The organism is Streptococcus sp. OH4692_COT-348 (assembly GCF_003859975.1).
Taxonomy (GTDB): Bacteria; Bacillota; Bacilli; order Lactobacillales; family Streptococcaceae; genus Streptococcus.
Genome location: NZ_RQZB01000003.1, coordinates 1 through 14,483, shown reverse-complemented (window position 1 = coordinate 14,483; position 14,483 = coordinate 1). Strand labels below are relative to the sequence as shown.

General features: G+C 35.3%; 13 protein-coding genes and 1 pseudogene. All 14 read left to right on the top strand.

Annotated elements, in window-relative coordinates; genetic code table 11:
* The first annotated feature begins 121 nt into the window (after positions 1-121).
* Positions 122-1,483, top strand: a complete 1,362-nt coding sequence (gene dnaA / locus EII37_RS01985; RefSeq protein WP_124787421.1) for a chromosomal replication initiator protein DnaA — start codon at positions 122-124, stop codon at positions 1,481-1,483.
* Positions 1,484-1,641: 158 nt separating this feature from the next.
* Positions 1,642-2,778, top strand: coding sequence for a DNA polymerase III subunit beta (dnaN, locus tag EII37_RS01980; RefSeq protein WP_042751910.1), 1,137 nt, complete (start codon positions 1,642-1,644; stop codon positions 2,776-2,778).
* Between the two features lie 64 nt (positions 2,779-2,842).
* A complete protein-coding gene (locus EII37_RS01975; protein ID WP_124787420.1) occupies positions 2,843-3,040 on the top strand; it encodes a DUF951 domain-containing protein in 198 nt (65 codons plus the stop codon).
* A gap of 81 nt (positions 3,041-3,121) precedes the next feature.
* Entirely contained in the window at positions 3,122-4,237 is a 1,116-nt protein-coding gene (ychF, locus tag EII37_RS01970) for a redox-regulated ATPase YchF (protein ID WP_124787419.1), read from the top strand.
* Positions 4,238-4,310: 73 nt separating this feature from the next.
* Entirely contained in the window at positions 4,311-4,880 is a 570-nt protein-coding gene (gene pth, locus EII37_RS01965; RefSeq protein ID WP_124787418.1) for an aminoacyl-tRNA hydrolase, read from the top strand.
* A complete protein-coding gene (mfd, locus tag EII37_RS01960; protein ID WP_124787417.1) occupies positions 4,881-8,369 on the top strand; it encodes a transcription-repair coupling factor in 3,489 nt (1,162 codons plus the stop codon).
* Positions 8,370-8,441: 72 nt separating this feature from the next.
* The gene (locus tag EII37_RS01955; RefSeq protein ID WP_001234973.1) at positions 8,442-8,708 is read left to right on the top strand and encodes an RNA-binding S4 domain-containing protein; all 267 of its coding nucleotides are present in this window, start codon (positions 8,442-8,444) and stop codon (positions 8,706-8,708) included.
* Positions 8,701-9,069 (top strand): septum formation initiator family protein, encoded by a 369-nt coding sequence (locus EII37_RS01950; protein WP_000041905.1) that lies wholly within the window; start codon positions 8,701-8,703, stop codon positions 9,067-9,069. Before EII37_RS01955 ends, EII37_RS01950 begins: the two co-directional genes overlap by 8 nt.
* Positions 9,070-9,073: 4 nt before the next feature.
* The gene (locus tag EII37_RS11310; RefSeq protein ID WP_020902316.1) at positions 9,074-9,196 is read left to right on the top strand and encodes an SP_0009 family protein; all 123 of its coding nucleotides are present in this window, start codon (positions 9,074-9,076) and stop codon (positions 9,194-9,196) included.
* The gene (locus tag EII37_RS01945) at positions 9,189-10,457 is read left to right on the top strand and encodes a serine hydrolase (RefSeq protein WP_124787416.1); all 1,269 of its coding nucleotides are present in this window, start codon (positions 9,189-9,191) and stop codon (positions 10,455-10,457) included. The genes EII37_RS11310 and EII37_RS01945 overlap by 8 nt, the downstream gene beginning before the upstream one ends.
* On the top strand, positions 10,454-11,731 hold the full coding sequence (gene tilS, locus EII37_RS01940; RefSeq protein ID WP_124787415.1) for a tRNA lysidine(34) synthetase TilS: 1,278 nt from the start codon (positions 10,454-10,456) through the stop codon (positions 11,729-11,731). The genes EII37_RS01945 and tilS overlap by 4 nt, the downstream gene beginning before the upstream one ends.
* A gap of 4 nt (positions 11,732-11,735) precedes the next feature.
* Positions 11,736-12,278: a hypoxanthine phosphoribosyltransferase gene (hpt, locus tag EII37_RS01935; protein WP_049535534.1), complete on the top strand. Its 543-nt coding sequence runs from the start codon at positions 11,736-11,738 to the stop codon at positions 12,276-12,278.
* Between the two features lie 15 nt (positions 12,279-12,293).
* Entirely contained in the window at positions 12,294-14,252 is a 1,959-nt protein-coding gene (gene ftsH, locus EII37_RS01930) for an ATP-dependent zinc metalloprotease FtsH (RefSeq protein WP_124787414.1), read from the top strand.
* 121 nt (positions 14,253-14,373) lie between these two features.
* Positions 14,374-14,483: pseudogene (locus tag EII37_RS01925) on the top strand (sigma-70 family RNA polymerase sigma factor); the annotation flags it as partial.

Below are 14,483 nucleotides of genomic sequence, written 5' to 3'. Positions count from 1 at the left end.
AATCTGTGGATAAAACTTGATAACATTGTGGATTATTTTTCACAGCTTGTGGAAAATTCTTGTTTTCTATGGTAAAATAGGTCTAGTATTAAACTTTTAAATAGTAAAGGAGGAGAATGGATTGAAAGAAAAACAATTTTGGAATCGTATATTAGAATTTGCTCAAGAAAGACTGACTCGATCCATGTATGATTTCTATGCTATTCAAGCTGAACTCATTAAGGTAGAGGAAAATGTTGCCACTATATTTTTACCACGATCTGAAATGGAAATGGTCTGGGAAAAACAACTAAAAGATATCATTGTAGTAGCTGGTTTTGAGATTTATGATGCTGAAATAACTCCCCACTATATTTTCACCAAACCTCAAGATACGACTACCTCACAAGTTGAAGAAGCTACAAATTCAACTCTTTATGACTATAGTCCAAGGTTAGCATCTATTCCTTATTCGGATACTGGATTAAAAGAAAAGTATACCTTTGATAATTTTATCCAAGGAGATGGAAATGTTTGGGCTGTATCAGCCGCCTTGGCTGTCTCTGAAGATTTGGCCTTGACCTATAATCCTCTTTTTATCTATGGAGGACCTGGGCTTGGGAAGACTCACTTACTTAATGCCATTGGGAATGAAATTTTGAAAAATATTCCTGATGCGCGTGTGAAGTACATCCCTGCTGAAAGCTTTATCAACGACTTTCTTGAACATCTGAGACTTGGTGAAATGGATAAGTTCAAAAAAAACTACCGTAGCCTCGATCTCTTGTTAATTGATGATATCCAATCGCTGAGTGGAAAAAAAGTTGCAACTCAAGAAGAATTTTTCAATACTTTCAATGTTCTCCATAACAATCAAAAACAAATTGTTCTGACCAGTGATCGTAGCCCTAAACACTTAGAGGGCCTTGAAGAAAGACTTGTCACGCGCTTTAGCTGGGGCTTGACGCAAAACATCACACCACCTGACTTTGAGACACGTATTGCCATTTTACAAAGCAAAACAGAGCATTTAGACTACCATTTCCAAAGTGATACCCTAGAATACCTAGCTGGTCAATTTGATTCAAACGTCAGAGAACTTGAAGGAGCAATCAACGACATCACTTTAATTGCCAGAGTAAAAAAAATCAAGGATATCACAATCGATATCGCTGCAGAGGCTATTCGAGCTCGAAAACAAGATGTTAGTCAAATCATCGTCATCCCAATTGATAAAATCCAAAATGAAGTCGGTAATTTTTATGGTGTCAGTGTCAAAGAAATGAAGGGAAGCAGACGCCTTCAAAATATTGTTTTAGCCCGTCAAGTAGCCATGTATTTATCTAGAGAACTAACAGATAATAGTCTTCCAAAAATTGGGAAGGAATTTGGTGGTAAAGATCACACAACAGTTATTCATGCCCATGCCAAAATTAAATCTTTGATTGATGAAGACGATAATTTACGTTTAGAAATTGAATCCATCAAAAAGAAAATTAAATAACCTGTGGATAACTTTTACTTTATTATCTTTTTTATCCACATTTTTTAAACAAGCCAAAAAACTTGATATGACTTGTTTAAAGTCTGTTTTCCACAGATTTCACAGACTCTATTATTACTATTATCCTTCTAATACTAAAAATAAATAAAGGAGAATCCATGATTCATTTTTCAATTAATAAAAATTTATTTCTACAAGCATTAAATACTACTAAGAGAGCTATTAGTTCTAAAAATGCTATTCCTATTTTATCAACTGTCAAAATTGACGTAACCAATGAAGGTGTTACTTTAATTGGTTCAAATGGTCAAATTTCAATTGAAAATTTTATTTCTCAAAAAAATGAAGATGCTGGTTTGTTAATTACTTCTTTAGGTTCAATTCTTCTTGAAGCTTCTTTCTTTATCAATGTTGTATCTAGTCTACCTGATGTAACTCTTGATTTTAAAGAAATTGAACAAAATCAAATTGTTTTAACAAGTGGCAAATCAGAAATTACCTTAAAAGGAAAAGATAGCGAACAATATCCACGAATTCAAGAAATTTCAGCAAGCACTCCTTTAATTCTTGAAACAAAATTACTCAAGAAAATTATCAATGAAACAGCCTTTGCTGCAAGCACACAAGAAAGTCGTCCGATTTTAACAGGTGTTCATTTTGTATTGAGTCAACACAAGGAGCTAAAAACAGTGGCAACAGACTCTCATCGTCTAAGCCAGAAAAAATTAACTCTTGAGAAAAATAGTGATGATTTTGATGTTGTCATTCCTAGCCGTTCTCTACGCGAATTTTCAGCGGTATTTACAGATGATATCGAAACTGTAGAGATTTTCTTTGCTAATAACCAAATCCTCTTTAGAAGCGAAAATATTAGCTTCTACACTCGTCTCCTAGAAGGAAACTACCCTGATACAGATCGTTTGATTCCAACAGACTTTAATACTACTATTACTTTTGATGTGGTAAACCTACGCCAGTCAATGGAGCGTGCTCGTCTTTTATCAAGTGCTACTCAAAATGGTACTGTGAAACTTGAAATTAAAGATGGGGTTGTTAGCGCCCATGTTCACTCTCCAGAAGTTGGTAAAGTAAACGAAGAAATCGATACTGATCAGGTTACTGGTGAAGATTTGACTATTAGTTTCAACCCAACTTATTTGATTGATTCCCTTAAGGCTTTAAATAGCGAAAAGGTGACTATTAGCTTTATCTCAGCTGTTCGTCCATTTACTCTTGTGCCAGCAGATACTGACGAGGACTTCATGCAGCTCATTACACCAGTTCGTACAAATTAAGTGAAAGAGGTTGAGCCTAGCTCGCCTCTTTTATGATATAATCGAAAAAGAAAAGGAGAGTAGTATGTATCAAGTTGGAAATTTTGTTGAGATGAAAAAACCACACGCTTGTACAATCAAGTCAACAGGTAAAAAAGCAAATCGTTGGGAAATTACACGTGTAGGGGCAGATATCAAAATCAAATGTAGTAATTGTGACCATGTTATCATGATGGGACGCTATGATTTTGATCGAAAAATGAATAAAATTATTGACTGCTAACCCTTAGTTAGAGGGTTAGCAAGTTTTCACTTTTTGTGTTATAATATTAGGGATTGAAATGAAAACGGAGAATGAGAAAATATGGCTTTAACAGCAGGTATCGTTGGTTTGCCAAACGTTGGTAAATCAACACTATTTAATGCAATTACAAAAGCAGGAGCAGAGGCAGCAAACTACCCATTTGCGACGATTGATCCAAACGTTGGAATGGTAGAAGTTCCAGATGAACGTCTACAAAAATTGACTGAAATGATTACTCCTAAAAAGACAGTGCCAACAACATTTGAATTTACAGATATTGCAGGGATTGTAAAAGGAGCTTCAAAAGGAGAAGGGTTAGGGAATAAATTCTTGGCCAATATTCGTGAAGTAGATGCGATTGTTCACGTAGTTCGTGCTTTTGATGATGAAAATGTCATGCGTGAACAAGGACGTGAAGACGCCTTTGTAGATCCACTTGCAGATATTGATACTATTAACCTAGAGTTGATTCTTGCTGACTTAGAATCAGTGAACAAACGATATGCGCGTGTAGAAAAGATGGCACGTACGCAAAAAGATAAAGAATCAGTAGCAGAATTCAATGTTCTTCAAAAGATTAAACCAGTCCTTGAAGATGGAAAATCAGCTCGCACCATCGAATTTACAGATGAAGAACAAAAAGTTGTCAAAGGTCTCTTCCTTTTGACAACTAAACCAGTTCTTTATGTTGCCAATGTAGATGAGGATGTGGTTTCAGAACCTGACTCTATCGGCTATGTTAAACAAATTCGTGAATTTGCAGCGACAGAAAATGCTGAAGTAGTCGTTATTTCTGCGCGTGCTGAGGAAGAAATTTCTGAGTTAGACGAAGAAGACAAGCAAGAGTTTCTTGAAGCACTTGGTTTGACAGAATCAGGCGTTGACAAGTTGACTCGTGCAGCTTACCACTTGCTTGGACTGGGAACTTACTTTACAGCTGGTGAAAAAGAAGTTCGTGCTTGGACCTTCAAACGTGGTATGAAGGCTCCTCAAGCAGCTGGTATTATCCACTCAGACTTTGAAAAAGGATTTATTCGTGCGGTAACCATGTCATATGAGGATCTAGTGAAATACGGATCTGAAAAAGCCGTAAAAGAAGCTGGGCGCTTACGTGAAGAAGGAAAAGAATATATCGTTCAAGATGGCGATATCATGGAATTCCGCTTTAATGTCTAAAAATTTAATAAATAGTGTCAATTAGGTTGGAAAAAAAAATTCCAACCCTTTTGGCTTTTGAAAGGAAAAATAAATGACCAAATTACTTGTAGGATTAGGAAATCCAGGGGATAAATATTTTGAAACAAAACACAATGTTGGATTTATGTTGATTGACCAACTAGCGAAGAAACAGAATGTCACTTTTACACATGATAAGATATTTCAAGCTGACCTAGCATCCTTTTTCCTAAATGGAGAAAAAATTTATCTTGTCAAACCAACGACATTTATGAATGAAAGTGGAAAAGCGGTTCATGCTTTATTGACTTACTATGGTTTGGATATTGAAGATTTACTCATCATTTACGATGATCTTGACATGGAAGTTGGAAAGATTCGTTTAAGAGCAAAAGGCTCCGCAGGTGGTCATAATGGTATTAAGTCTATTATTCAACATATTGGAACTCAGGTCTTTAACCGTGTTAAGATTGGAATCGGAAGACCTAAAAATGGTATGTCAGTTGTTCACCATGTTTTGAGTAAGTTTGACAAGGATGATTATATTGGTATTTTACAGTCTATTGACAAAGTTGACGATTCTGTAAACTACTATTTACAAGAGAAAAACTTTGAAAAAACGATGCAGAGGTATAACGGATAAATGGTGACCTTATTAGATTTATTCTCAGAAAATGATCAGATCCAAAAATGGCATCAAAATTTAACAGATAAGAAAAGACAACTGATACTTGGTTTATCAACGTCTACTAAGGCTCTTGCAATTGCAAGCAGTTTAGAAAAAGAAGATAAGATTGTATTGTTGACGTCAACTTATGGAGAAGCAGAAGGACTTGTTAGTGATCTTCTATCTATCTTGGGTGAGGAACTTGTCTATCCATTTTTGGTAGATGATACTCCTATGGTGGAGTTTTTGATGTCTTCACAAGAAAAAATCATTTCACGGGTTGAAGCCTTGCGTTTTTTGACTGATTCATCTAAGAGAGGGATTTTAGTTTGTAATATCGCAGCAAGTCGATTGATTTTACCGTCTCCTAATGTATTCAAAGATAGTATTGTAAAAATCTCAGTTGGTGAAGAATATGACCAACACGCGTTTATCCATCAGTTAAAGGAAATTGGTTATCGAAAGGTTACACAAGTACAAACTCAAGGAGAATTTAGTCTTCGAGGAGATATTTTAGATATTTTTGAAATATCCCAGTTAGAACCTAGCCGAATTGAGTTTTTTGGTGATGAAGTCGATGGAATTCGTACTTTTGAAGTCGAAACACAATTATCGAAAGAAAATCAGTCAGAACTCCTCATTTTTCCAGCTAGTGATATTCTTTTGAGAGAAAAGGATTATCAACGAGGTCAGTCAGCTTTAGAAAAACAAATTTCAAAAACGTTATCACCTATTTTAAAATCATACTTAGAAGAAATTCTTTCAAGTTTTCACCAAAAACAAATTCATTCTGATTCAAGGAAATTTTTATCTTTGTGTTATGATAAGACATGGACTGTTTTTGACTATATTGAAAAAGATACTCCAATATTCTTTGATGATTATCAGAAATTGATGAATCAGTATGAAGTCTTTGAAAGGGAGTTAGCACAATACTTTACAGAAGAATTACAGAACAGTAAAGCATTTTCTGAGATGCAGTATTTTGCTGATACAGAGCAAACCTATAAAAAACAGAGTCCGGTTACCTTTTTCTCTAATCTGCAAAAGGGGTTAGGAAATCTCAAGTTTGACCAAATTTATCAATTTAATCAATATCCTATGCAGGAGTTTTTCAATCAATTTTCTTTTCTAAAAGAAGAAATTGAACGATATAAAAAAATGGATTACACCATTATTCTGCAGTCTAGCAATTCAATGGGAAGTAAAACATTGGAGGATGTGTTAGAGGAATATCAGATTAAATTGGATTCTAGAGATAAGTCAAGAATCTGTCAAGAATCTGTAAACTTAATCGAGGGCAATCTCAGACATGGTTTTCATTTTGTAGATGAAAAAATTTTGGTGATTACTGAACATGAGATTTTTCAAAAGAAATTGAAACGTCGTTTTCGAAGACAACATGTTTCAAACGCAGAGAGATTAAAAGATTACAATGAACTTGAAAAAGGAGATTACGTTGTTCACCATATTCATGGGATTGGTCAATATCTAGGGATTGAAACCATTGAAATCAAGGGGATTCACCGCGATTATGTCAGTGTCCAGTATCAAAATGGGGATCAAATCTCCATCCCAGTGGAACAGATTCATCTACTATCTAAATATGTTTCAAGTGATGGTAAAGCGCCAAAACTCAATAAATTAAATGACGGTCATTTTAAAAAGGCCAAGCAAAAGGTTAAGAATCAGGTAGAGGATATAGCTGACGATTTAATCAAACTCTATTCTGAACGCAGCCAGTTGAAGGGGTTTGCTTTCTCAGCTGATGATGAAGATCAACATGCTTTTGATGATGCCTTCCCTTATGTTGAAACGGATGATCAACTTCGTAGTATTGAGGAAATCAAGAGAGATATGCAGACTTCTCAGCCAATGGATCGACTTTTAGTTGGGGATGTTGGTTTTGGAAAGACAGAAGTTGCTATGCGTGCAGCCTTTAAGGCAGTCAATGATCACAAACAGGTTGTTGTCTTAGTTCCGACGACGGTTTTAGCGCAACAGCACTATACGAATTTTAAGGAACGATTCCAAAATTTTGCAGTTAATATTGATGTGTTGAGTCGCTTTAGAAGTAAAAAAGAGCAGACTAAAACACTTGAAAAATTGAAAAAGGGTCAAGTCGATATTTTGATTGGAACACATCGTGTCTTGTCAAAAGATGTTGTATTTGCAGATTTGGGCTTGATGATTATTGATGAGGAACAGCGATTTGGTGTCAAGCATAAGGAAACCTTGAAAGAACTAAAAAAACAAGTAGATGTCCTGACCTTGACAGCAACGCCAATCCCTCGTACCCTTCATATGTCTATGCTGGGAATCAGAGATTTGTCTGTTATTGAAACTCCGCCGACTAATCGCTATCCTGTTCAGACCTATGTTTTGGAAAAGAATGATAGTGTCATTCGTGATGCGGTCTTGCGTGAAATGGAGCGTGGAGGTCAAGTTTATTATCTTTACAACAAAGTTGACACGATTGACCAAAAGGTTTCAGAATTACAGGATTTAATTCCAGAGGCTTCGATTGGTTATGTTCATGGGCAAATGAGTGAGATTCAGTTAGAAAATACTCTACTGGATTTCATTGAAGGTCAGTATGATATTTTGGTGACGACTACCATTATTGAGACAGGAGTGGACATTCCAAATGCCAATACCTTGTTTATTGAAAATGCAGACCATATGGGCTTGTCAACCTTGTATCAGTTAAGAGGAAGAGTTGGTCGTAGTAATCGTATTGCTTATGCTTATCTTATGTATCATCCAGAAAAATCAATTAGTGAAGTCTCTGAGAAGAGATTAGAAGCGATTAAGGGATTTACAGAATTAGGCTCAGGATTTAAGATTGCGATGCGAGATCTTTCTATTCGTGGAGCAGGAAATCTCCTAGGAAAATCGCAGTCTGGTTTCATTGATTCTGTTGGTTTTGAATTGTATTCGCAGTTATTAGAGGAAGCTATTGCTAAACGTAACGGCAATGGGAATAAAAGAACCAAAGGGAATGCTGAGTTGATTTTACAAATTGATGCTTATCTTCCTGACACTTATATTTCTGACCAACGACATAAGATTGAAATTTACAAGAAAATTCGTCAAATTGACAACTGTGTCAACTATGAAGAGTTACAAGAAGAATTGATGGATCGTTTTGGAGAATACCCAGACGTAGTGGCCTATCTTTTAGAGATTGGTTTGGTCAAATCATACTTGGATAAGGTCTTTGTAGAACGTGTGGAAAGAAAAGAAAATAAGATTACAGTTCAATTTGAAAAAGTCACTCAACGACTATTCTTGGCTCAAGATTATTTTAAAGCCTTATCCGCAACGAACTTAAAAGCAGCTATCACTGAGAATAAGGGATTAATGGAGGTTGTATTTGATGTTCGAAACAAGAAAGACTATGAAATTTTAGAAGGTCTGCTGATTTTTGGAGAAAGTTTATTGGAGATAAAAGTGTTGAAATAAGGCAATTCCCTTTAACATTTTTCTTCTATAAAGTAGATAAAAATGATACAATAATAATTTGAGGTAAGAAAAATGAGATTAGACAAATATTTAAAAGTATCAAGAATTATCAAGCGTCGTACAGTCGCAAAAGAAGTAGCAGATAAAGGCAGAATTAAGGTAAATGGAATTTTGGCCAAAAGTTCAACGGACTTGAAAGTTGATGATCAAGTTGAAATTCGCTTTGGCAATAAGTTGCTACTTGTAAAAGTACTGGAGATGAAAGATAGTACAAAAAAAGAAGATGCAGCAGGCATGTATGAAATTATCAGTGAAACACGGGTAGAAGAAAATGTCTAAAAATATCGTACAATTGAATAATTCTTTTATTCAAAATGAACATCAACGTCGTCGCTATCTGATGAAGGAACGACAAAAACGTAATCGTTTCATGGGCTGGGTTCTTATTTTGATGATTTTATTGTTCATTTTACCAACTTATAATCTTGCTCAAAGCTATCACCAATTACTCCAAAGACGTCAACAGTTATCAGACTTGCAAACTCAGTATCAAACCTTGAGTGAGGAAAAGGAGAAAGAGACAGCTTTTGCTACAAAGTTGAAAGATGAAGATTACGCTGCTAAATACATGCGTGCAAAATATTATTATTCTAAGAATCGGGAAGCTGTTTATACGATTCCTGACTTGCTCCCAAGGTGATAAAATGGAAAATTTATTAGACGTAATTGAGCAATTTTTGAGTCTATCGGATGAAAAACTAGAAGAGTTGTCTGATAAAAATCAACTATTGCGTTTACAAGAAGAAAAGGAAAGGAAGAATGCGTAAATTCTTAATTATTTTGTTGCTACCTAGTTTTTTGACTATTTCAAAAGTCGTTAGCACAGAAAAAGAAGTCGTCTATACTTCGAAAGAAATTTATTACCTTTCACAATCTGACTTTGGTATTTATTTTAGAGAAAAATTAAGTTCTCCCATGGTTTATGGAGAGATTCCTGTTTATGCTAATGAAGATTTAGTAGTGGAATCTGGAAAATTGACTCCAAAAACAAGTTTTCAAATAACCGAGTGGCGTTTAAATAAACAAGGAATTCCAGTATTTAAGCTATCAAATCATCAATTTATAGCTGCGGACAAACGATTTTTATATGATCAATCAGAGGTAACTCCAACAATAAAAAAAGTATGGTTAGAATCTGATTTTAAACTGTACAATAGTCCTTATGACTTAAAAGAAGTGAAGTCATCCTTATCAGCTTATTTGCAAGTATCAATCGATAAGACCATGTTTGTAGAAGGAAGAGAATTTCTACATATTGATCAGGCTGGATGGGTAGCTAAAGAATCAACTTCTGAAGAAGATAATCGGATGAGTAAAGTCCAAGAAATGTTATCGGAAAAATATCAGAAGGATTCATTTTCTATTTATGTTAAGCAACTGACCACTGGAAAAGAAGCTGGTATCAATCAAGATGAAAAGATGTATGCAGCTAGTGTTTTGAAACTTCCTTATCTTTATTATACGCAAGAAAAAATAAATGAGGGTCTTTATCAGTTAGACACGACTATAAAATACGTATCTGCAGTCAATGATTTTCCAGGTTCTTATAAACCAGAGGGAAGTGGTAGCCTTCCTAAAAAAGAGGATAATAAAGAGTATTCTCTAAAAGATTTAATTACGAAAATATCAAAAGAATCTGATAATGTAGCTCATAATCTATTGGGGTATTACATTTCAAACCAATCTGATGCAACATTTAAGTCCAAGATGTCTGCTATTATGGGAGATGATTGGGATCCAAAAGAAAAATTGATTTCTTCTAAAATGGCTGGGAAGGTCATGGAAGCTATTTATAATCAAAATGGATTTGTGCTAGAGTCTTTGACTAAAACAGATTTTGATAATGAGCGAATTGCCAAAGGTGTTTCTGTGAAGGTAGCTCATAAAATTGGGGATGCGGACGAATTTGAGCATGATACGGGTGTTGTCTATGCAGATTCTCCATTTGTGCTTTCTATTTTTACGAAGAATTCTGATTATGATACGATTTCTAAGATAGCCAAGGATGTTTATGAGGTTCTAAAATGATGGAACAAGATTTTTTAAATCATTGTCTCAAGAGAGGATATTTTAAAAAACATGCTAAGGTGGTGCTTGCTCTTTCTGGTGGATTAGATTCTATGTTTCTATTTAAGGTGTTATCTACGTATAAAAAAGAGTTAGAAATTGAATTAATCCTAGCTCATGTTAATCATAAGCAGAGAATAGAGTCTGATTGGGAAGAAAAGGAATTAAGGAAGTTGGCTGCTGAAGCAGAGCTTCCTATTTATATCAGAAATTTTTTAGGAGAATTTTCAGAAGCACGGGCTCGAGATTTTCGTTATGATTTTTTTAAAGAGGTCATGAAAAAGACAGGTGCTACAGCCTTAGTCACTGCCCACCATGCTGATGACCAGGTGGAAACGATTTTGATGCGCTTGATTCGAGGTACTCGCTTGCGCTATCTATCAGGAATTAAGGAGAAGCAAGTAGTCGGAGAGATAGAAATGATTCGGCCCTTCTTGAATTTTCAAAAAAAAGACTTCCCATCAATTTTTCATTTTGAAGATATATCAAATAAAGAAAATTATTATTTTCGAAATCGTATTCGAAACTTTTATTTACCAGAATTAGAAAAAGAAAATCCTCGATTTAGAGATGCAATCTTAAGCCTCGGAAATGAAATTTTAGATTATGACTTAGCTATAGCTGAATTATCTAAGAATATTGATCTAGAAAATTTAGAGCAGCTATTGTCTTACTCTGAGTCGACACAAAGAGTTTTACTTCAAACTTATCTGAATCGTTTTCCAGATTTGAATCTTACAAAAGCTCAGTTTGAAGAAGTTCGGCAAATTTTAAAAACTAAAAGCCAGTATCGTCATCCGCTTAAAAATGGTTATGAATTAGTAAAAGAGTATCAACAGTTTCGGATTTGTAAAATCAGTCCTCAGTCTGATGAAAAGGAAGATGAACTTGTGTTACACTATCAAAATCAGGTATCTTACCAAGGTTATTTATTTTCCTTTGGACTTCCTTTAGAAGGTGAATTAATTCAGCAGGTACCTGTTTCACGGGAAACATCCATACACATTCGTCATCGAAAAACAGGAGATGTTTTGATTCAAAATGGGCATAGAAAAAAACTCAGACGTCTATTTATTGATTTGAAAATCCCTATGGAAAAGCGAAAATCAGCTCTGATTATTGAGCAATTTGGTAAAATTGTCTCAATTTTGGGAATTGCGACCAGTAATTTGAGTAAAAACACGAAAAATGATATAATGAACACTGTACTTTATATAGAAAAAATAGATAGGTAAAAAAATGTTAGAAAACGATATTAAAAAAATTCTCGTTTCACACGATGAAATTACAGAAGCTGCTAAAAAATTAGGTGCCCAACTAACTAAAGACTATGCAGGAAAAAATCCGATTTTAATTGGGATTTTAAAAGGATCTATTCCTTTTATGGCTGAATTGGTAAAACATATTGATACACATATTGAAATGGACTTCATGATGGTTTCTAGCTATCATGGTGGAACAGCAAGTAGTGGTGTTATCAATATCAAGCAAGATGTGACTCAAGATATCAAAGGACGACATGTTCTGTTTGTAGAAGATATCATTGATACAGGTCAAACTTTGAAGAGTTTAAGAGATATGTTTAAAGCAAGAGAGGCTGCTTCTGTTAAAATTGCAACCTTGTTGGATAAACCAGAGGGACGTGTTGTAGAAATTGAGGCAGACTATACCTGCTTTACTATCCCAAATGAGTTTGTAGTAGGTTATGGTTTAGACTACAAAGAAAACTATCGTAACCTTCCTTATGTTGGAGTATTGAAAGAAGAAGTATATTCAAATTAGAAAGAACAATTTTTAATGAAAAAACAAAATAATGGTTTAATTAAAAATCCTTTTCTATGGTTATTACTTATTTTTTTCCTAGTTACAAGTTACCAGTATTTTAGTACAGGTAGTGTTGCAGGGAAAAGTGAGCAAATTAATTATACAGAATTGGTAAAAGAAATTACCGATGACAATGTAAAAGAATTGACTTACCAACCAAATGGCAGTGTTATCGAAGTTTCAGGTGTTTATAAAAATCCTAAAACAAGTAAAGAAGAAACAGGTATCCAGTTCTTTTCTCCTTCTGCTACAACAGTAGAGAAATTTTCAAGTATTATTCTTCCTTCAGATACTACAGTATCAGAATTGCAAAAACTTGCTTCTGACCATAAGGCGGAAGTAACTGTTAAGCATGAAAGTTCAAGTGGTATGTGGATTAATATTCTTGTATCCATTGTGCCATTCGGTATTCTATTCTTCTTCCTATTCTCTATGATGGGAAATATGGGAGGAAATAATAGCCGTAACCCAATGAGTTTTGGACGTAGTAAGGCTAAAGCCGCAAATAAAGAAGATATTAAAGTAAGATTTTCAGATGTTGCTGGAGCTGAGGAAGAAAAACAAGAACTAGTTGAAGTTGTTGAATTCTTAAAAGATCCAAAACGATTTACAAAACTTGGGGCCCGTATTCCAGCAGGTGTTCTTTTAGAGGGACCTCCGGGGACAGGTAAGACCTTGCTTGCTAAAGCAGTTGCTGGAGAAGCAGGTGTTCCATTCTTTAGTATCTCAGGATCGGACTTTGTAGAAATGTTTGTCGGAGTTGGTGCAAGTCGTGTTCGTTCTCTTTTTGAGGATGCAAAAAAAGCAGCGCCAGCCATTATCTTTATCGATGAAATTGATGCTGTTGGACGTCAACGTGGAGTTGGTCTTGGTGGAGGTAATGACGAACGCGAACAAACCTTGAACCAACTCTTGATTGAGATGGATGGTTTTGAGGGAAATGAAGGGATTATTGTCATTGCTGCTACAAACCGTTCAGATGTACTTGACCCTGCCCTTCTTCGTCCAGGACGTTTTGATAGAAAAGTCTTGGTTGGTCGCCCTGATGTTAAAGGTCGTGAAGCAATCTTAAAAGTTCATGCTAAGAACAAGCCTTTAGCAGAAAATGTAGATTTGAAATTAGTTGCTCAACAAACTCCAGGTTTTGTTGGTGCTGATTTAGAGAATGTATTGAATGAAGCGGCTTTAGTTGCTGCTCGTCGCAATAAATCGATAATTGATGCCTCAGATATTGATGAAGCAGAAGATAGAGTTATTGCTGGACCTTCTAAGAAAGATAAGACAGTTTCACAAAAAGAACGAGAATTGGTTGCCTACCATGAGGCAGGACATACCATTGTTGGTCTAGTCTTGTCGAATGCCCGTGTTGTTCATAAAGTTACTATCGTACCACGTGGACGTGCAGGCGGTTATATGATTGCACTTCCTAAAGAAGACCAAATGCTTCTTTCTAAAGAAGATATGAAAGAGCAATTGGCTGGCTTGATGGGTGGACGTGTTGCTGAGGAAATTATCTTTAATGTCCAAACGACAGGAGCTTCAAACGACTTTGAACAAGCTACACAGATGGCGCGTGCAATGGTTACAGAGTACGGTATGAGTGAAAAACTTGGCCCAGTACAATATGAAGGAAACCATGCTATGTTTGGTGCACAAAGCCCTCAAAAATCAATTTCAGAACAAACAGCTTATGAAATTGACGAAGAGGTTCGTTCATTATTAAATGAAGCACGAAATAAAGCTGCTGAAATCATCCAATCAAATCGTGAAACTCACAAGTTGATTGCAGAAGCATTATTGAAATACGAAACATTGGATAGTACACAAATTAAAGCTCTTTACGAAACAGGAAAGATGCCTGAAGCAGTAGAAGAGGAATCTCATGCACTGTCCTATGATGAAGTGAAGTCAAAAATGAATGACGAAAAATAACTCTGAGAGAGGCAAGCCCTCTCTTTTTTTGTGCAGTTGAGACGGTGTAGAGAGCAGAATGGATGAAAAGAACCAAATTAGCTTCTTGATTTGTTAGACTGTATCTAGAAAGGGGGACGTTATGTTTAAAGAATTGTATAAAGAAGTCCAGGGAATTGTATATAAGTGTAGAAATGAATATTACCTTCATTTATGGGAGTTATCTGATTGGGAGCAAGAGGGTATGATTTG